Source organism: Sulfuricaulis sp., from assembly GCF_024653915.1.
In the GTDB taxonomy this organism is placed as follows: domain Bacteria; phylum Pseudomonadota; class Gammaproteobacteria; order Acidiferrobacterales; family Sulfurifustaceae; genus Sulfuricaulis.
The window spans coordinates 115,005-132,688 of record NZ_JANLGY010000020.1; the positions used below are offsets into that span (position 1 = coordinate 115,005).

Genomic DNA, 17,684 nt, shown 5'->3' on the forward strand with positions numbered 1-17,684 from the left:
GAAATGCTTGAGAACAACTGAGCCGATACATTGTCGGACCGAAGGCGGATTGATCTTGAGATAGATAATTCATTCAAGAGTCAAATGTTGTCACATTCTGGCAATAGCGGCCACGCACTCCGCTGATGTGACCGGAAAATGCTCATGCATGCGTCAGAAATAAATTAATCGCCAGCTTCCAGCATTATCAATCCATACGGAATGTAACGTTATTTGAATATTGATAGCTGGTTTTGAAATCCTCGGTGGCTGTGCTTCAATGCCAGATCGTATCGCAGGGAGGCGCTGATGAGCCCGCAACGCGTCAGTCCAAATAATAAAACCTCCGCCGGTATTTCCCTGTCACCCCGGGAAACCCTGGCAGAACGCTACACCACCGTACGGCGCATGAGCGAGGCGCTGTGCCAGCCGCTGGCGCCGGACGATTACAACCTGCAAGCAATACCGGAGGTCAGCCCAGCCAAGTGGCACCTCGCGCACACCACCTGGTTCTTTGAAACTTTCCTGCTCAAGTATTTTCTTTCCCGTTACCAGCCATTCCATCCTCATTTCGAGCACCTGTTCAACTCCTATTATGAACAGGTCGGTCAGCCGTTCCCGCGCGCGCAGCGCGGGCTGATTTCACGACCCACGACGGAGGAAGTTCTTCGTTACCGCGCGCAAGTCGACGCGGCCATGGCGGCCTTGCTGGCCTCGGCGGAAGAGGCCCACTGGCCCGAAGTGGCGGAGCGTGTCAGCCTCGGTTGCCATCACGAAGAACAACATCAGGAACTGTTCCTGACGGATATCAAATACAACCTCTCGATCAATCCGCTCAGGCCGGCTTACCGGTCCGATCTGCCGAAGACTGACACTGGCACGACCACGTCGCTGGCATGGATCGAACAGCCCGGCGGTGTGCAGGAAATCGGGCATGACGGGAATGGTTTTTCCTTTGACAACGAGACGCCACGTCATCGCGTGTTACTGGCAACTTATGCGCTGGGCTCGCGTCTGACTACGAATGGCGAATTTCTTGAATTTATCGAGGCCGGTGGTTATCAGCGTCCGGAATACTGGCTCGCGGACGGCTGGCGCACCGCACGCGAGAAATCCTGGCAGGCGCCGCTTTACTGGGAAAAGGCTGGCGCCCGCTGGCAAGTTTTTACACTCGCGGGCATGCGTGAACTGAACGAACACGAGCCGGCGTGTCATGTGAGTTTCTACGAGGCCGATGCCTACGCGCGCTGGGCCGGGAAACGTCTGCCGAGCGAGGGCGAGTGGGAGGTGATCGCGAATCAGGAAGCGTTGCGCGGCAACCTGCGCGAATCAGGCTACCTGCACCCGGCGCCCGTCACCGGCGAAGAAAGACCGGCACAACTGTATGGTGACGCATGGGAATGGACCCGCAGCGCCTATGCGCCCTATCCCGGCTACCGGCCTGCCGCGGGCGCGCTCGGCGAATACAACGGCAAATTCATGGTCAACCAGCTGGTCTTGCGCGGCGGGTCGTGCGTCACGCCCGCGGATCATGTGCGCGCGAGCTGTCGAAACTTCTTCTATCCCGCGGACCGCTGGCAGTTTTCCGGCATCCGCCTGGCGGACGACCGATGAACCAACGCGCCATTCGCTTCTACGACGACCATCCGGCACCGGCGACAATGCTGGAAGAAGTCCTGCAAGGGCTGGCGTCACGACCCCGGCGCATCGCGCCGAAATTCTTCTACGACGAGCGCGGCTCGCGCCTGTTCGATGCCATCTGCGAATTACCCGAGTACTACCCGACGCGCACCGAGATGGGAATTCTGGAATCCTGCGCCGACGAGGTGGCGCGCCTGTCCGGGCCGGACGGAACGCTGATTGAGCTTGGCAGCGGTGCCAGCAAGAAAATCCGGTTGCTGCTCGAAGCGGTACGGCCGCGCCGCTATCTCGGCATCGACATCTCGCGTGAATTCCTGCGGCAATCCGTGCAGCGCCTGGCACACGATTACCCGTGGCTTGAGGTGCAGGCGGCTTGCACCGATTTCATGCAGGATTTTGAATTGCCCGGAGGCGCGGGGGAGGGGAAAAAACTCGCGTTCTTTCCGGGATCGACCATCGGCAATTTCGAGCCGCATGACGCTTTGGCTTTTCTGCAGCGGGTGCGTCGCCTGGTGCAACCCGACGGCGCCCTGCTGATCGGCGTCGATCTCAAGAAGGACCCGCAGATATTGCACGCGGCCTACAACGACAGCGCCGGCATCACCGCGCAATTCAATCTCAATCTGCTGCTACGCCTGCGCGATGAACTCGGCGCCGAACTCGATCCGCAGGGTTTCAGGCACCGCGCATTTTACAACACCGCCCGTGGCCGCATCGAAATGCATCTGATCAGCCGCCGTGCGCAGGACATCCGCCTGCTCGGACGGCGTTTCCATTTTGAACCGGGAGAAAGCATCCACACCGAGAATTCTTATAAATATACGCTGGAGGAATTTCATGTACTCGCACGTGGCGCCGGTCTGCGGCCACGTCAGGCGTGGCTGGACTCGGCGCATCTTTTCAGCGTTCATTACCTGAGTGTCGTTTCCCGGTCCCGTCCGCGCGCGGCCTGAGACATCTATCCGGTTCTGGGATTTCCCTCCGTGAGTTCTGCATGCCCTTCGGAGAATATTTATATTTCAGAAGTTTCCTGGCCGTCTCTCTTGAGCGCCAGGGCGTGTTCATAGAGTTTGTTTTTTTTAAGTCCGGTAATTTTGGCGGCTAACGCCGCGGCCTGCTTGACGGGCAGCTCTTCCAGCAGGATTTTGAGCACGCGCCCGGTTTCTTCATCCACGGCACTTTGTTCCACACGTGGTACACCATGTATAAGAATCACGAATTCGCCCAGCTGCTGGTTCGCATCGCGGCCAACCCATTCGAGAAGTTCCGCCAGAGTTGCGGAATGCAGGGTTTCAAACTGCTTGGTCAGTTCACGCGCCAGCACCGCTTCGCGCCCATCCCCGAAAACCTCGCTCATGTCCTTCAGGCTTTCCAGAATGCGATGCGGACTTTCGTAAAAAATCAGCGTGCGGCCTTCCTCGCACAACTTCTCAAACACGGCTCGACGCGCGACCGATTTGGCCGGCGGGAACCCCTCGAACACGAAACGGTCGGAAGGTAAACCGGCGGCGGACAAGGCGGCAATAGCGGCGCAGGCGCCGGGCACGGGTGTCACGCGAATGCCCGCCTGTCGGGCGGCGCGCACCAGATGAAAACCCGGATCGCTCACCAGCGGGGTACCCGCGTCGGTGATAAATGCGATAGACTTACCGCCCTTCAGGATTTCGATTAGTCTGGGAACCTGGTTGCGTTCGTTATGCTCATGGATGGCTTCCGTCTTGGTGCCAATACCGAAATGCCGCAAAAGCTTGCCGCTGTGGCGCGTATCCTCGGCGGCGATCAGATCGACCTCCGACAGCGTCCGCACGGCACGCGGCGCCATGTCTTCGAGATTGCCGATCGGCGTGGCCACGACGTAGAGCGTGCCTTGGTTTATTGAAGCGCTATGACTCATTTTCTTCGCGCATTCTAAACAGGAAACTGAATGAAACCCATCCGCTGGCTGGTCATACCTATAATAATATGTGCGGCGATCCTTGCCGGTTGCGAAACCGTGCCCGTGACGCCCACGGCCTTGCCGCCGGTCAGCACGGACACCGCCGAAAAAGCCGAGCGCGACGGCGAATACCTGCTGGCCGCGCGCGAGTACACGCGCCTCGCCGACACCGCCGAATCGCCCCGGAAACAGGACTTCGAACTGCGCGCCGTGGCCGCCCTGCTCAAGGCCGGCCAACTGCGCGAGGCACGCGCGCGCGTCGAGCCGATCGATGTCACGCCACTGGACGCCTCGTTCACCGCGCGCAAGCGCATCTTGCAGGCGCGCGTGCTGATCACCGAGGGCGCGCACGAGAAAGGCATACGCCAGCTGGACGAGGCCAGCCGCCTGCGCAACCTGAGCCCGGCGCTGCTTTCCGAAATCAGCGGCGTGCGCGCGCAGGCGGAACTCGCGCTCGACAATCCCGTGGGCGCGGCGCGCAACCTCATCGCCCGCGAGCAGTATATCGTTGGCAAGGAGGCCGTCACCGAAAACCAGCAGCAATTGTGGAAAATCCTGGTGTCGATGCCACGCGCCCGGCTCGCCGCCGAACTCAACTTGGCGCGCGACCGGGTGCTGTCCGGCTGGATCGAGCTGGCCTTGATCGCCGTGGACAACGCCGGTCAGCCGCTGCGGATGGGCGCCGCTGTCGAACAGTGGAAAAAGGCCAACCCGAATCACCCCGCGGGAGAGATAGTGCTCGGCACATTGATCAGTCAGGCGCCCAGCATGATTGGCCGCATCGACCGCATTGCACTGCTGCTGCCGCTGACCTCCGGTTATGCCGTTGCGGCTCAGGCGGTGCGCGACGGAATCCTGGCCATGGACGCCGCCAACACCGACCCGGACAAACCCAAGATCAAAATCTACGATACCGGACCGGACCCGTTGAAGGTGCGTGATTCCTATGAGCAGGCCGTCAATGACGGTGCGCAGTTTATCGTCGGTCCCCTCGGACGCGAGGCCGCGGAAACCATCATGCGCCAGGCCAGTATCCGGGTACCAACACTGATGCTGAACCACACCGATGACGATCCGGGCTCGACATCAAAATACCTTTTCCAGTTCGGCCTGCCACCGGAACAGGAAGCGCGACAGGTGGCCGAACGAGCCTGGCTCGATGGGCATCGGCAAGCGGCCGTGCTTTATCCAAAAACGCCATGGGGCGAGCGCATGATGACGGCATGGTCCAGTCACTGGCAGCGACTGGGCGGCGTGGTGGTCGCCAACCAACCCTATAACGAGGAGGATGTCGATTTTTCCGATGCAATCAAAAGCCTGCTCAATATCGGCCAGAGCGAAACGCGCAAGGAACAGATCGAGAAAATGATTGGGCAGAAATTGCGCTCTGATGCGCGTGCGCGCCAGGATATCGATTTCATTTTCCTCGCCTCAGACGCCAAACACGGACGGCTGATCAAGCCGCAGCTCAATTTCTATCACGCCGCGCGCGTGCCGGTGTACTCAACCTCGCACATATTCACCGGCGCAGGCGATGCCATGCGGGACATTGACCTCGATGGCATCCAGTTCGGCGACATGCCGTGGATGCTGGTAGGAGACGGAAAAATACTGGAACTGCGACAGGCGCTGCAACGCGACTGGCCGTACGTCCATACCGATCTCGACCGCCTGTACGCACTCGGCGTGGACAGTTATGCCATCCTCCCGCACCTGGGCCGTATCAGCATGGAATCGGGGGGACGCTTCAATGGCGTCACCAGCGGACTCTCCGTTGACCACAGCGGACGCCTGCAGCGGCAACTGCTGTGGGCACGGTTCAGCCGGGGCGTACCGCGGCTGGTCGATACCTTTCTCAAGCACCAGAACCAGTTCAGGATTGAGAACGATGCGGAAACCCCCGACAAATCTCAGCCGCGGTCGTGAGGCGGAGGATCGCGCCTGCCACCACTTGCTGCAACAAGGACTGACGCTGACAGAACGCAATTACCGCAGCCCCTTTGGGGAGATCGATCTCGTCATGCAGGAGCGCGATACCCTGGTCTTTGTCGAGGTTCGATACCGTGCCCGCGGCGATTTTGGCTCCGCCGCCGAGACCGTGGATGCACGCAAACAGGCCCGGTTACGCGCCACCGCCGAGCACTACCGGCAGAACATACCGCGGGCCTCCAAGAAAGCCTGCCGATTTGATATCGTTGCCATCACCGGTGATGGCGAAGACTGTGACTTTCGCTGGCTTCGGAATGTTTTTTAAATGAAGCAAAAACGGCTCACCGCAAAGGCGCGAAGGACGCAAAGAAAGCCTTTTGTAATGCAAAACACTCGTGTTCCTTTGCGCTCTTTGCGTCTTTGCGGTGAAATCTGTTTCTTTAGAGATACTGAATCGAGGATGTAACGCATGGCCAAGAGCAATCTGCAAGCACAGCCTGATTCCACCGTGCTCATCACGCGCGTGAAAAACAATTTTCAGGAAAGCATCCTGACCACGCGTAACTGCATGGAAGACCTGGCGCCGATTATCGCCCAGGCCGCCTCGCAGATGATTCAGGCGCTGCTGACCGACCGCAAGATTCTTGTCTGCGGCAATGGCGGCTCGGCGGCGGATTCGCAACATTTTTCCGCCGAACTGCTAAACCGCTTCGAGCGTGAACGCCCGGGGCTTCCGGCCATCGCGCTCACCACCGACACCTCGACCATCACCGCCATTGGCAATGACTACCATTTTGACGATATCTTTTCCAAACAGGTACGTGCGCTCGGTCAGTCCGGCGACGTGCTGCTGGGCATCTCGACGTCAGGCAATTCACGCAACGTCATCCGCGCCTTCGAAGCAGCACATGAGCGCGGGATCGTTTGTGTCGCGCTGAACGGACGCGAGGGCGGCGAAATCACCGGCCTGCTCACCGGTCAGGACGTCAACATCTGCGTGCCCGGCTCGTCCACGGCACGCATCCAGGAAGTGCATGGCATCGTCATTCATTGCCTGTGCGACCTTATCGACTATCAGCTGCTAGGCCAGGGCTAAAATGCGCACACGGTATATCTTCCTCACGACCATCCTCGGTGCCATCACGCTGGCGCAGGGCTGCGCGCCGATCATCATCGCCGGCGGCGCGACCGCCGCGGCGGTGGCTACTGACCGACGCACCGTCGGCGCTCTGGTGGACGACAACGCCATCGAGCTCAAAGCGAGAAAGGCGCTTAATTCCGATCCGGAAATCGGTGACGATGTGCACGTCAACATCACCAGCATGAATGGCATCGTCCTGCTCACGGGCGAAACAACGACCGGTGAATTGCGCGACCGCGCCTTGGCGCTGATCCGTGATATCCCGGGCATTCGCAGCATCAATAACAACGTCGTAATCGCGGAACCAACGGCCTTCGCCAACCGCACCCATGACAGCTGGATCACCAGCATGGTCAAAGCCAGACTGATTGGCACCGAGAATATCCGCTCCAACCATATCAAGGTGGTGACGGAAAGCTCCGTCGTTTATCTCATGGGACTCGTTAAACAGAAGGAAGGCGAAATGGCCGCTACGGCAACACAGCAAGTTGCTGGAGTCACCAAGATCGTCAAGCTGTTCGAGTACCTGGATTGACCGACAGCGAACGCAAAATCGTCCGTGACGCCACGCAACTCACGGCACGCCTGTCGCAGCTCGGCCGTCCCGTTGTCTTCACCAACGGCTGCTTCGACATTCTGCATCGTGGGCATATCGCCTACCTCGAAAAGGCCGCGGCGCTCGGGAAATCACTGGTCGTCGGCGTCAACAGCGATGCCTCCGTGCGTCGCCTCGAAAAGGGACAGGACCGCCCCATCAATCCTCTCGAGGACCGCATGGCCGTTCTTGCCGCGCTCGGCTGCGTTTCACTGGTCACGGCCTTCGACGACACCACGCCCTTGGCGCTGATCAAGCTCGTGCGACCGGACCATCTGGTAAAGGGCGGCGACTGGACGCCAGACAAGATTGTCGGATCTGACGTCGTCAAAAGCTCCGGCGGCCAGGTTCATTCCATTCCCTTCCAGTTCGAACATTCGACCACGGAACTGCTGCGCCGCATCCGCTCGCATGACTGAAATCCCCGGCCCATTCGTAGAACGGCTCAAGGCCGTTTTGGGCGCGCAGAATGTACTAACCGATCCTGCCGACCGCTGGCCCTACGGCCAGGACAATTCGCGCAAGCACACACCGCCGGACGCCGTGGCCTTCGCCACCACCCATGCCCAGGTGCTGGAAACGGTACGGCTGTGCCACCAGTACAGCATTCCCATCGTCGCGCGCGGACGTGGAACCGGCACCACGGGCAGCGCCATTCCGGTGCGCGGCGGGCTCGTACTGTCACTCGAGCGCATGAATCGGATTGTCGAGATGGACGCCGCCAACCGCGTCATGCGCGTCGAGCCGGGCGTGATCAATCAGGCCATACAGGACAAGGCCGCGCCGCATGGTTTCTTCTGGCCACCCGATCCCACGAGCAGCGCTTACTGCACGGTCGGCGGCAACATTGCATTGAACGCCGCCGGGCCGCGCGCGCTCAAATACGGCACCACGCGCGAGAACGTGCTCGGGCTCGTCGCGGTGACCGGCAAGGGCGATGAGATTCACACCGGCACCTATACCACCAAGGGCGTGGTCGGCTACGACCTGACACGACTGATCATCGGCTCGGAGGGCACGCTCGCCATTGTCACCGAGGCAACGTTGAAGCTGACACCGCTGCCCGAATCCCGTCGTACCCTGCAGGCGGTTTACGCCAGCGTGCGCACCGCCGCCGCGGCCATATCGCGCCTCATGTCGCAATCGGTCACGCCATGCGCGCTGGAATTCATGGATGCGGCCGCGATCGAGATGATACGCAACTATTCCCAGGCGGAATTGCCGCGCGGGGCCGGCGCGCTGCTCATGATCGAACTGGACGGACCGGAGGCGGCGATGGAAACCGCGGTGGCAACGGTCTCGGCCGCTGCCCGTGGTGACGGCCTGCTGAACCTGAACGCGGCCGGAACCAGGGACGAAGCCGCGGCACTGTGGGCCACGCGCAAAGCGCTATCGCCCGCCCTGCGCAACATCGCGCCGAACAAGTTGAACGAGGACGTGGTGGTGCCGGTCTCCCGCATCCCGGAACTCATCGACGGACTGGAAAAACTCTCGCGCGAGTTCGGCATCCCGATCGTCAATTTCGGGCACGCCGGCAATGGCAATATCCACGTGAACCTGCTTTACGATACACAAGACCCACAGCAGGACAACAACGCGCGCCCCTGCCTGTCGCGCGTGTTCGATCTGGTTTTACAGCTGGGGGGGACGCTTTCCGGTGAACACGGCATCGGCGTGGAAAAGCGCGACTACATCAACCGCGCCATCGATCCGGTAACGCTGGATCTCATGCGTTCGATCAAGCGCCAGTTCGATCCCCGGGGGATTTTGAATCCCGACAAGATCTTTCCATCGCAGTAGTGATCGCAATCGTTCTCGCTGCCGCACGCCTGTTTCGGGCGGATGGGCGGTAGGGATTTTGACCTCGTTTACCATTACGATAAAAACATTGGAGTCCCCAGGCGAAGCAGGCTAAACCTCGGAAATCAAGGAGAACACAATGAAACACGCGCTCGCTTTTCTGACAGTTTTTCTGGCCGCTATCTCATCGACTGAAGCGGCTGATGATATCGACCAGATCAATCAGCTGATACAAGCGGACTTCCGCAAGCTATCAGAAGATCTCGGCGCGGCACTCAGCTACAAGGCCGTGATCCCGGCCACGCCGCTCGGCCTGACCGGCTTCGATCTTGGCGTTGAAGTCACGGCCACGAAGCTTGAAAACCGCGAAGCCTGGAACCGCGCCAGTTCCAGCACGGCGCCTGACACGCTGTATATTCCCAAGCTGCATCTGCACAAAGGCCTGCCGGCGGGATTCGATGTGGGCGCTTTCTATACATCGGTCCCCGGCAGCAACATAAAACTCTGGGGCGCCGAGTTACGCTACGCCATCATCGATGGTGGCACTATCGCACCGGCGCTCGGTCTGCGCGGCACTTATTCCAAACTGTCGGGCGTAAACCAGCTCGATTTCCACACGAAGGGTCTTGAACTGCTGGTCTCAAAAGGTTTCACCATCTTCACACCGTATGCCGGCGCGGGACAAGTAAGGACAGTGTCCGAACCGGTGGGCGTGACGAACGTCAGCAAGGAAGAATTTACGCAGGGGAAATATTTTGTCGGCGGAAATATCAATTTGGGCCTTGTCAATCTCGCGTTCGAAGCCGACAAAACCGGTGACGCCGCTACTTATGGTGCCAAGCTCGGATTTCGCTTCTGACTGTAACGCTCAGCGCCCGAGGCAAGCGCTCTTTCGTCAGTGGGCGCCGATAGTCGCAAAGAAAGAACCGCCCTTGGTCGAACCTGCCACGGTCTCAATAAGAACTGTCACACGGGAACCGGCGGCTAGTGCTCGCTCAACTCCATTTTCTCGCTATCGCGCTTCATGTTGAGATGACCGAGGAACGACATGCCGAGCAGCGCTTCGCGCGGGCTGGAACCCTCGACGATACTGGCATCTACGTTATATAAGGTGATATCACCGACCGTGACGTTGTTCAGCTTGATGTAGTACGTAGGCACCGTGCCACCCGCGGTGTTGACGAAGCCGGGACGGCCCTGTTTGCGGTAATCGAGGCCGATACGATTGGCCACGATGCTGTTCATGCCAATAATGGTGGCGCCGGTATCCACCATGAAACGCACGGGAACCCCGTTGACCAGTCCTTCAACAAAATAATGACCGCTGGTTTCAGGGTAAAGTATTACGCTGCCCTTGCCTTTGGAGGCAAATCCGGCGATCACCACGCCCAACTTCAGCACTTCACGTTTGCCACCGATTTCGATTTCGGCCTTTTCCTCCTGCGTGTCGGTGGCCAGCAGTTTGACGCCCTCCGGACTTTCCTCGCCGCTCTTCAGTATCCGGCGTGCGCCATCCACTACAATAATTGCCTTGTCCTTGAACAAGGCCTGCAACGAAATTTTTTCTACCGCACTGGCGGGATTCGCGGCCAGTAGCAGGCCAGTTAATATGATTAACTTCGTTTTCAGAAATCGCATAGCTGTATTTCCTAAAATCATCGCTGACGATACAATCGCCGCATGCAGGAAATCCTGATATTCCGGCACGCGCCGCACGAAGGGCCCGGTTACCTGGCCGATTACCTCGACCGCCAGCACCTGCCCTACCGACTGGTCCGCATCGACCAGAACGATCGCATACCTTCAAGCATAGACGGGGTTGCGGGGATTGTGCTCATGGGCGGGCCCATGAGCGTTAACGACCCGCTGCCCTGGATTCCGAAAGTCACTGATTTGATTCGAAAGGCCGTCGCGGCGGATGTGCCGGTACTGGGTCATTGCCTCGGCGGGCAGCTCATCAGCAAGGCGCTGGGTGGCGCGATAACACGTAACCCTGTAAAAGAAATCGGCTGGCTGCCCGTTACCCGCGTCGAGAGCACGCTCGCGCAAAACTGGCTCGATGACCTGCCGCGGGAATTCGAGGCGTTTCACTGGCACGGCGAAACCTTTTCTATTCCAGCAGGCGCCACGTGCATTCTGTCCTCGCGCGACTGCGCCAACCAGGCATTCGTCATCGGCAAGACGCTAGCGTTTCAGTGCCACATCGAGATGACCGGTGAGATGGTGCGTGAATGGGCGCGTGTGGGTGCCGACGATCTCGCCCCGGTATGTGCCACCGTTCAGAATCCGCAGACCATGACTGCCAATCTCGATGCGCGCGTCGCGCGGCTGCAAGGCCTGGCCGATAAATTTTACGACCGGTGGATTCAGGGTCTCGGATAACCCATCATCAGGAATCCATGTTAAGAATTGGCATCGATCTGGGCGGCACCAAAACCGAAGGCATCGTCATGGACGAGGCCGGCAAGATTCTTTTACGCGAACGCCTGCCCACGCCGCAGACCGAAGGCTATGACGCCATTCTGCAAAACATTTATACGCTGGTGCGCGACCTCGAGAAAAAAACCGGGCAGGCCTGCCATGTGGGCATTGGCACTCCGGGTGCAATTTCCGCGCGTACCGGCCATCTCAAGAATTCCAACACCGTCTGTCTCAACGGCAAACCCATCCAGCAGGATCTTGAAAAAATCCTGGCCCGCCCGATCCGCATCGCCAATGACGCCAATTGTTTTGCACTGTCCGAGGCACTCGACGGGGCGGGAAAAGAATACGGCACAGTGTTCGGCGTGATTCTCGGCACGGGCGTGGGCGGCGGTATTGTGTTTCACGGAAAACTCCATGAAGGCCCGCAGCACATCGCCGGGGAATGGGGGCACAATATCCTCGAAGCCGACGGCCCGCCCTGTTACTGCGGCAAACGCGGCTGCGTGGAAACCTTTCTTTCCGGACCCGGCCTGGTCTACGACTGGTCGCAGCACGGCGGCGATGCCTCGCTCAAGGCCAACAACATCGTGGCGCTGGCCGAACAGGGTGATGCCGGGGCCAATGCCGCGCTGCAGCGTTACCTTTATCGCTTCGGCAAAGCCCTGTCGGTCGTCATCAATATCGTTGATCCGGACGTCGTCGTACTCGGCGGCGGGATGTCGAATATTTCGCGACTCTATACCGACGGACCCGAACGCGTGGCGCGCCACGTTTTTAATGATGAACTTCGCACCAAAATTCTGCCCAATGTTCACGGTGACAGCTCCGGCGTACGCGGCGCGGCCCAGCTCTGGCCGCCACGAGATACTTAAAGAATCTATTACAAAAACGATTCAAACCACGGGGGCACGAGGAAGAGCATGTAAGGAGAGGAATGGCCCACATTTTTCTGACACCTTCCACTCCCCGTGCTCCCCGTGGTTCCAATTATTTTGTCAGGCGCTCTTAACCACACAACACACATCACCGCGATATCCACGCCGGCCTGCGGCAATAAACCGCATATCCTCCGGTGCACCACGGAGATATTCATGCGTTGTTACAGATATCTCAGGTTCTTGCGCAATATTTGATTCCCGTCATGGTAACCCGCTGTAAACGGGAGTATTCAGGCAACAAGGATCGGGGAAATCCGTTCAACCTAGGTGAAACGTTAAGGAGAACTGTCATGAAACGCACATTGCTTTATGCCGCCCTGGTCGCGGCCATGCTCCCGGCCTTTGGAACCGTGGCCTATGCCGCGGACAAGGATCAGGATCGCCTGCAAACACGCGATCAAGTCCGGGACCAGGACCAGATCTACGGCTCGCAGCTCATGACCGATCAGGAGCGCAACGAGTACCGTAACCGCATGCGCGCCGTGAAAACCGAGCAGGAGCGCGAACAGATCCGCAACGAGCATCACGAGCAGATGAAAGTCCGCGCCAAGGAGAAAGGCATGACCCTGCCGGATGAGCCGCCAGCGCGCGGACGCGGCATGGGTCCGGGCAAAGGAATGGGCCCCGGCATGGGTCCTGGTGGTGGCGCGGGCGGCATGGGACCGGGGATGGGCAACGGACGCCGTAATTGATCCGGCGTTAATCCTCGATTACAGATGCTTGCCATTCTTCCCTCGCCCAGACAGGCGGGGGAAGAAGTCCGTGTCTGCGATATACTGAGCCATCGTGATTCAAGACATTCCGGAGATCATATGACCCGTATTATGGTGTTCGTCCTTTCGTTCGGTCTGCTGGCCGGTGGATCCGCGCCGGCCATCGCCGCCGAATCTGATCATCTCAAGCTCTACCACAAGCAGGGAAATTACGAGGACGTCAAACAGGACATCGAGATAGCTGTCACCAACCGGGGACTGGTGATTGACCATGCCTCGCATATCGGCGCCATGCTCGAACGCACCGGCAAGGACCTCGGCACCACCAAGCCGATTTACGGCAACGCCGGCTCCATGCAATTCTGCTCGGCCACGGTTTCGCGTCGCACCATGGAGGCTGATCCCACCAACATCGTCTTTTGCCCCTACATCATCGTGTATTACACCCTGCACAACGATCCGAAGACGGTATATGTCGGTTATCGCCGGCCGGTTCCGGCGGGTTCGGCGGCATCGAAAAAAGCGCTCGAGGACGTGGAAAATCTGCTCGACGGGATTGTGAAAGAGGCGCTGAACATCAAATAGGGTGGGATTTTCCTTGGCTAGCACGGCGCTTTGGCGTGCCGCGCACCTGACTTATACTCCACTCCCGTTTCTGATTAACGAGAATAACGATTCCATGCGCGTTTCCCGATTCCTGCTTGCCACCGTCCGCGAAACCCCGGCCGAGGCTGAAACCCTCAGCCACCAGCTCATGCTGCGCGCGGGCATGATCCGCAAGCTCGCCGCTGGTATTTATTCCTGGCTGCCGCTCGGCCTGCGCGTGCTGCGCAACGTGGAGAGAATCGTGCGCGAAGAAATGAACCGTGCCGGCGCACTGGAAATGCTGATGCCCGCGGTGCAGCCGGCCGAACTGTGGCAGGAGTCCGGGCGCTGGGACCAGTACGGGCCGGAGCTGCTGCGCATGACCGACCGGCACAAGCGCGATTTCTGCTTCGGACCGACGCACGAGGAGGTCATCACCGACCTCATCCGCCGCGAGATCAAGAGCTACCGCCAACTGCCGGCCAATTTCTACCAGATCCAGATGAAATTCCGCGATGAAATCCGCCCGCGCTTCGGCGTGATGCGGGCGCGCGAGTTCCTCATGAAGGACGCCTATTCCTTCCATATTAATGAGGCCTCGCTGGTCGAGACCTATAAAGTCATGCACGCCACCTATTCGCGCATATTCCAGCGCGTGGGGCTGGAATTCCGCCCGGTCGCGGCCGATAGCGGCGCCATCGGCGGCAGCAACTCGCATGAATTCCACGTGCTGGCCGATTCCGGCGAGGACGCCATCGCCATCTGCTCGAAATGCGAGTACGCCGCCAACGTGGAAATGGCGCAGGCCTTGCCACCGCTCGGCAAGCGCCCGGAGCCGGGCAAGCCGATACAGACCGTGGACACACCGGGGCAACATACTATTGAGCAGGTCAGCAAGTTCCTGAAGGTCGATCCGAAGCAAACTATTAAGACTCTGCTGGTCAAAGGCACCGGCGGCGTTATTGCGCTGGTGCTGCGCGGCGATCACGAGCTGAATGAAGTCAAAGCCTCGAAGCTGCCACAAGTAGCGAAACCTCTGGAATTCGTCACGCCGGGAGAGGTGGAGCTGGCCGCCGGCTGTGAACCCGGCTCGATCGGGCCAGTGGGCATGAAAATCACTGTCATTGCCGACGAATCGGCTTTGCGGCTGGCGGATTTCGTCTGCGGCGCGAACGTCAACGGCAAGCACCTTATTAATGTTAATTGGGGCCGCGATACCGCCGAACCGGTAGTGGCCGATCTGCGCAAGGTGGTTGAAGGCGATCCCTGCCCCGATTCCGGCCAGGGCGAATGTGGCGGCACGCTCTCGATCCGCCGCGGCATCGAGGTCGGGCACATATTCCAGCTCGGCACCAAGTACAGCGAGGCCATGCAGGCGAAAGTGCTCGACGAGGCCGGCCAATCCGTGGTCATGCCCATGGGCTGCTACGGCATCGGCGTGTCGCGCGTGGTCGCCGCCGCCATCGAGCAGAACCACGACGACAACGGCATCATCTGGCCCGACGCCATCGCCCCGTTCCAGATCGCGCTGGTGCCCATCGGTTATGCCAAATCAGAAAAGGTCCGCGAAACCATAGATAAACTTTACAACGAGCTGGTGCACGCCGGTTTCGACGTGCTGCTGGATGACCGCGACGAACGCCCCGGCGTCATCTTCGCCGACATGGACCTGGTCGGCATTCCGCACCGTCTCGTGCTCGGCGACAAGGGCCTCGCCAAAGGCGTGGCCGAATACAAAGGGCGGCGCGATAAACAGCTGCGCGAGGTGCCGCTGGATCAGGTTGCCGGTTTTGTGCGCGAGACAGTTAAAAACTGATGGGCTTATTTAAGGGTGCTGACCCCTTAAATTGACCCCTTAAATTGAATTAATCAGAGATTCCTTAATTTAAACGTCGGGCTGCTAAGTCATCCATAGGCTCGTTTCATGCGAGTTCTCAGTGCCCTCACCATCTGTGGGCTACCGTACCGAATTCGCGCAGGACAAAAAGTACGCTCAAACCGGTGTGATCGGGTGGTCTGCAACTACTCAGTTCCAAGAGCGCCGAAATGTCCGCCAAATCCCAGCCGCAGCAGAATCATCTTCTGGCAGCCTTGTCGCCTGACGTTCAAGGCCGTTTGTTCCCGTACCTGGAACTGGTGCGCATGCCGTTGCGCACGCTCCTATATGAATCCCGGCACCCCATGCGTCACGTTTACTTTCCCACCGACTCCATAGTCTCGCTGCAGTACGTGATGGAAAACGGGGCATCGACCGCGATCCTGGTGGTGGGCAATGAGGGATTGCTAGGCATCACCTTGTTTATGGGCGGGGAGAGCACGCCGAGCCGGTCGCTGGTGCAGAGCGCCGGTTACGCATATCGACTCCCCAGAAAGCGGGTGAAAGAGGAGTTCAACCGCCACGGCCAGTTGCTGATGCTGATGCTGCGCTACACGCAGGCCCTGATTACGCAAATCTCCCAGACCGCAGTTTGCAACCGGCATCATTCGATCGACCAGCAGCTCTGCCGTTGGCTCCTGCTTTCCATGGATCGCCTGTCACATAACCACTTGACGATGACACAGGAATTCATCGGCAACATGCTCGGCGTTCGCCGCGAAGGCGTCACCCAAGCCGCGTTAAAATTGCAGCAGCTAGGCGTGATTTCATATTCGCGCGGATTGATCAAGGTGCTTGACCGGCCGAAACTTGAAACTCTGAGTTGCGAGTGCTACAGCGTGGTCAAGAAGGAAACAGATCTGCTGCTTCATTACCTGCCGCAGCGCCACGTGATTACGAATACCGACTCCATACCCACTGCAACGCTTCGAACGCCATAGGCAGTGAGACGTCAATGAAAACGGTGCTTGGGAAACGATTTCACAGCCGCGGCCCAACAAGGCGCTCCAGCCGAACTTCGCGCCTTCGGGGCTCTTCGGCTGAGCTTAGGCGGTTAGCCCGCCCTATGCAAAAAGAGAGATACTTATGAAATCAAAAGATATAAAAAAAACCGTATCCGCCAAAAAAGCTTCGCTTGGACGCGTGCTTAAGAAAAATGAGAAGATTAAAAAAACTGTCAAGGACGCTGCCAGTGAACTTACATTGGTAAATGAAGTTCTAAAGCAAGAAAAGGTCTCTGTTCCGATTATGAAACAGGCCCTCACTCAGAATGAAGATGTTGAGCAGAAGGTTGCGAAAGCCGCAGGCGATTTGAAGCTGGTTAACATCCAACTCACCGAAGAAATAGCTGACCGAATAGTCATCGAATCCGAGCTCGCCAATACAAAAACCGACTTGGCTGAAGTACGCGACGATTTATCAAAAGCCCAGGTAAAAACGCAAGAAGCGCAACAAATGGCGCTTCAGGACGCACTCACGGGTCTTCCCAACCGTGTCTCATTTGAACAGAGTCTCGACCACGGGTTGATCCAGGCAAAACGGCACGGTTGGGGACTCGCCGTCCTATTTATTGACATCGACAAATTCAAGAGCATTAACGACTCTTATGGTCATGATCTGGGAGATCAGGTGCTGTTGATGGTGGCAAATCGTTTAAAGTCTTTTGTGCGCGATGACGACATAGTCAGTCGCTGGGGAGGCGACGAATTTGTATGCCTGCTGCTGGAAGTCAAGCAAGAAGCTGACGTAACTCAGCTTGCAGAGAAGATGATAAATCGTATTGCCGAAGCTTACGAGTTTAATGGGCATGTTTTTTCTATAATAGCCAGTATCGGTATTGCCATTTATCCCGCAGATGGAGATACGTCTGATATTCTTTTCAAAAATGCCGATACAGCAATGTATAAAGCCAAGGGAACAGAGAAGCGAGTTGTGCTGTTCCGGGAATCGGGTGAGCAAAAAACGGGCTAACAATGCGTGCACTGGACGCTGGGGATTCTGCGCGATTTTCAAGCATTTTTCTACGCTTCGAGTTTTTCCTGCTCCCAAACCTTGCCACGCCCACCCCAGCGCCAGTAACGCAAACCGTTAAGGAAACTCTGAACAAGAGTCGATTAGATAGTAACC

At 58.4% G+C, this 17,684-nt stretch carries 18 protein-coding genes; 16 read left to right on the forward strand and 2 right to left on the reverse strand.

Going from position 1 to position 17,684, the window contains the following annotated elements:
- Window positions 1–288: 288 nt before the first annotated feature.
- Both egtB and egtD read left to right on the forward strand, forming a co-directional pair.
- Window positions 289–1,593 carry an ergothioneine biosynthesis protein EgtB gene (egtB, locus tag NUV55_RS10325; RefSeq protein ID WP_296672679.1) on the forward strand — a complete coding sequence of 435 codons (1,305 nt, stop codon included), beginning with the start codon at window positions 289–291 and terminating at the stop codon, window positions 1,591–1,593.
- Entirely contained in the window at window positions 1,590–2,573 is a 984-nt protein-coding gene (gene egtD / locus NUV55_RS10330) for an L-histidine N(alpha)-methyltransferase (protein WP_296672680.1), read from the forward strand. Before egtB ends, egtD begins: the two co-directional genes overlap by 4 nt.
- Before the next feature lie 59 nt (window positions 2,574–2,632).
- Here egtD and rsmI read toward each other — a convergent pair whose 3' ends face one another.
- A complete protein-coding gene (gene rsmI, locus NUV55_RS10335; RefSeq protein ID WP_296672682.1) occupies window positions 2,633–3,514 on the reverse strand; it encodes a 16S rRNA (cytidine(1402)-2'-O)-methyltransferase in 882 nt (293 codons plus the stop codon).
- A 30-nt stretch (window positions 3,515–3,544) separates the two neighbouring features.
- On the opposite strand from rsmI, the gene NUV55_RS10340 reads away from it, so the two are divergent.
- The 7 genes from NUV55_RS10340 to NUV55_RS10370 all read left to right on the forward strand — a co-directional run bounded on the left by NUV55_RS10340 (window position 3,545) and on the right by NUV55_RS10370 (window position 9,880).
- Window positions 3,545–5,482: a penicillin-binding protein activator gene (locus NUV55_RS10340; RefSeq protein ID WP_296672685.1), complete on the forward strand. Its 1,938-nt coding sequence runs from the start codon at window positions 3,545–3,547 to the stop codon at window positions 5,480–5,482.
- Window positions 5,445–5,810, forward strand: coding sequence for a YraN family protein (locus tag NUV55_RS10345; protein WP_296672686.1), 366 nt, complete (start codon window positions 5,445–5,447; stop codon window positions 5,808–5,810). Before NUV55_RS10340 ends, NUV55_RS10345 begins: the two co-directional genes overlap by 38 nt.
- A 144-nt stretch (window positions 5,811–5,954) precedes the next feature.
- Entirely contained in the window at window positions 5,955–6,581 is a 627-nt protein-coding gene (locus NUV55_RS10350) for a phosphoheptose isomerase (RefSeq protein WP_296672689.1), read from the forward strand.
- Between the two features lies 1 nt (window position 6,582).
- Entirely contained in the window at window positions 6,583–7,161 is a 579-nt protein-coding gene (locus tag NUV55_RS10355; RefSeq protein WP_296672692.1) for a BON domain-containing protein, read from the forward strand.
- The gene (gene rfaE2, locus NUV55_RS10360) at window positions 7,158–7,640 is read left to right on the forward strand and encodes a D-glycero-beta-D-manno-heptose 1-phosphate adenylyltransferase (RefSeq protein WP_296672694.1); all 483 of its coding nucleotides are present in this window, start codon (window positions 7,158–7,160) and stop codon (window positions 7,638–7,640) included. The genes NUV55_RS10355 and rfaE2 overlap by 4 nt, the downstream gene beginning before the upstream one ends.
- Window positions 7,633–9,021: an FAD-linked oxidase C-terminal domain-containing protein gene (locus NUV55_RS10365; RefSeq protein WP_296672696.1), complete on the forward strand. Its 1,389-nt coding sequence runs from the start codon at window positions 7,633–7,635 to the stop codon at window positions 9,019–9,021. Before rfaE2 ends, NUV55_RS10365 begins: the two co-directional genes overlap by 8 nt.
- 139 nt (window positions 9,022–9,160) lie before the next feature.
- Window positions 9,161–9,880 (forward strand): hypothetical protein, encoded by a 720-nt coding sequence (locus tag NUV55_RS10370; RefSeq protein WP_296672697.1) that lies wholly within the window; start codon window positions 9,161–9,163, stop codon window positions 9,878–9,880.
- Window positions 9,881–10,005: 125 nt separating this feature from the next.
- Here NUV55_RS10370 and NUV55_RS10375 read toward each other — a convergent pair whose 3' ends face one another.
- Complete coding sequence (locus NUV55_RS10375) at window positions 10,006–10,659, reverse strand: TIGR02281 family clan AA aspartic protease (protein WP_296672699.1); 654 nt, start codon at window positions 10,657–10,659, stop codon at window positions 10,006–10,008.
- Between the two features lie 42 nt (window positions 10,660–10,701).
- On the opposite strand from NUV55_RS10375, the gene NUV55_RS10380 reads away from it, so the two are divergent.
- From NUV55_RS10380 to NUV55_RS10410, 7 genes are all read left to right on the forward strand, one after another.
- Complete coding sequence (locus NUV55_RS10380; protein WP_296672701.1) at window positions 10,702–11,403, forward strand: type 1 glutamine amidotransferase; 702 nt, start codon at window positions 10,702–10,704, stop codon at window positions 11,401–11,403.
- A gap of 17 nt (window positions 11,404–11,420) precedes the next feature.
- On the forward strand, window positions 11,421–12,317 hold the full coding sequence (locus NUV55_RS10385; protein WP_296672703.1) for an ROK family protein: 897 nt from the start codon (window positions 11,421–11,423) through the stop codon (window positions 12,315–12,317).
- A 356-nt stretch (window positions 12,318–12,673) separates the two neighbouring features.
- Window positions 12,674–13,075, forward strand: a complete 402-nt coding sequence (locus tag NUV55_RS10390; RefSeq protein ID WP_296672704.1) for a hypothetical protein — start codon at window positions 12,674–12,676, stop codon at window positions 13,073–13,075.
- A 120-nt stretch (window positions 13,076–13,195) separates the two neighbouring features.
- On the forward strand, window positions 13,196–13,681 hold the full coding sequence (locus tag NUV55_RS10395) for a hypothetical protein (protein WP_296672706.1): 486 nt from the start codon (window positions 13,196–13,198) through the stop codon (window positions 13,679–13,681).
- 94 nt (window positions 13,682–13,775) lie between these two features.
- A complete protein-coding gene (locus NUV55_RS10400; RefSeq protein ID WP_367280401.1) occupies window positions 13,776–15,497 on the forward strand; it encodes a proline--tRNA ligase in 1,722 nt (573 codons plus the stop codon).
- Window positions 15,498–15,727: 230 nt separating this feature from the next.
- Window positions 15,728–16,498: a Crp/Fnr family transcriptional regulator gene (locus NUV55_RS10405; protein ID WP_296672709.1), complete on the forward strand. Its 771-nt coding sequence runs from the start codon at window positions 15,728–15,730 to the stop codon at window positions 16,496–16,498.
- 145 nt (window positions 16,499–16,643) lie between these two features.
- A complete protein-coding gene (locus tag NUV55_RS10410) occupies window positions 16,644–17,528 on the forward strand; it encodes a diguanylate cyclase (RefSeq protein ID WP_296672710.1) in 885 nt (294 codons plus the stop codon).
- Window positions 17,529–17,684: the final 156 nt, after the last annotated feature.

What these genes read in the sequence shown, in the direction of transcription:
- NUV55_RS10405 (WP_296672709.1), top strand. Translation starts at nt 15,728, where the DNA reads ATGTCCGCCAAATCCCAGCCGCAGCAGAATCATCTTCTGGCAGCCTTG.
- NUV55_RS10380 (WP_296672701.1), top strand. Translation starts at nt 10,702, where the DNA reads ATGCAGGAAATCCTGATATTCCGGCACGCGCCGCACGAAGGGCCCGGT.
- NUV55_RS10390 (WP_296672704.1), top strand. Translation starts at nt 12,674, where the DNA reads ATGAAACGCACATTGCTTTATGCCGCCCTGGTCGCGGCCATGCTCCCG.
- NUV55_RS10340 (WP_296672685.1), top strand. Translation starts at nt 3,545, where the DNA reads ATGAAACCCATCCGCTGGCTGGTCATACCTATAATAATATGTGCGGCG.
- NUV55_RS10385 (WP_296672703.1), top strand. Translation starts at nt 11,421, where the DNA reads ATGTTAAGAATTGGCATCGATCTGGGCGGCACCAAAACCGAAGGCATC.
- NUV55_RS10395 (WP_296672706.1), top strand. Translation starts at nt 13,196, where the DNA reads ATGACCCGTATTATGGTGTTCGTCCTTTCGTTCGGTCTGCTGGCCGGT.
- NUV55_RS10350 (WP_296672689.1), top strand. Translation starts at nt 5,955, where the DNA reads ATGGCCAAGAGCAATCTGCAAGCACAGCCTGATTCCACCGTGCTCATC.
- NUV55_RS10370 (WP_296672697.1), top strand. Translation starts at nt 9,161, where the DNA reads ATGAAACACGCGCTCGCTTTTCTGACAGTTTTTCTGGCCGCTATCTCA.
- NUV55_RS10355 (WP_296672692.1), top strand. Translation starts at nt 6,583, where the DNA reads ATGCGCACACGGTATATCTTCCTCACGACCATCCTCGGTGCCATCACG.
- egtB (WP_296672679.1), top strand. Translation starts at nt 289, where the DNA reads ATGAGCCCGCAACGCGTCAGTCCAAATAATAAAACCTCCGCCGGTATT.
- NUV55_RS10400 (WP_367280401.1), top strand. Translation starts at nt 13,776, where the DNA reads ATGCGCGTTTCCCGATTCCTGCTTGCCACCGTCCGCGAAACCCCGGCC.
- egtD (WP_296672680.1), top strand. Translation starts at nt 1,590, where the DNA reads ATGAACCAACGCGCCATTCGCTTCTACGACGACCATCCGGCACCGGCG.
- NUV55_RS10375 (WP_296672699.1), bottom strand. Translation starts at nt 10,659, where the DNA reads ATGCGATTTCTGAAAACGAAGTTAATCATATTAACTGGCCTGCTACTG.
- NUV55_RS10410 (WP_296672710.1), top strand. Translation starts at nt 16,644, where the DNA reads ATGAAATCAAAAGATATAAAAAAAACCGTATCCGCCAAAAAAGCTTCG.
- NUV55_RS10365 (WP_296672696.1), top strand. Translation starts at nt 7,633, where the DNA reads ATGACTGAAATCCCCGGCCCATTCGTAGAACGGCTCAAGGCCGTTTTG.
- rsmI (WP_296672682.1), bottom strand. Translation starts at nt 3,514, where the DNA reads ATGAGTCATAGCGCTTCAATAAACCAAGGCACGCTCTACGTCGTGGCC.
- NUV55_RS10345 (WP_296672686.1), top strand. Translation starts at nt 5,445, where the DNA reads ATGCGGAAACCCCCGACAAATCTCAGCCGCGGTCGTGAGGCGGAGGAT.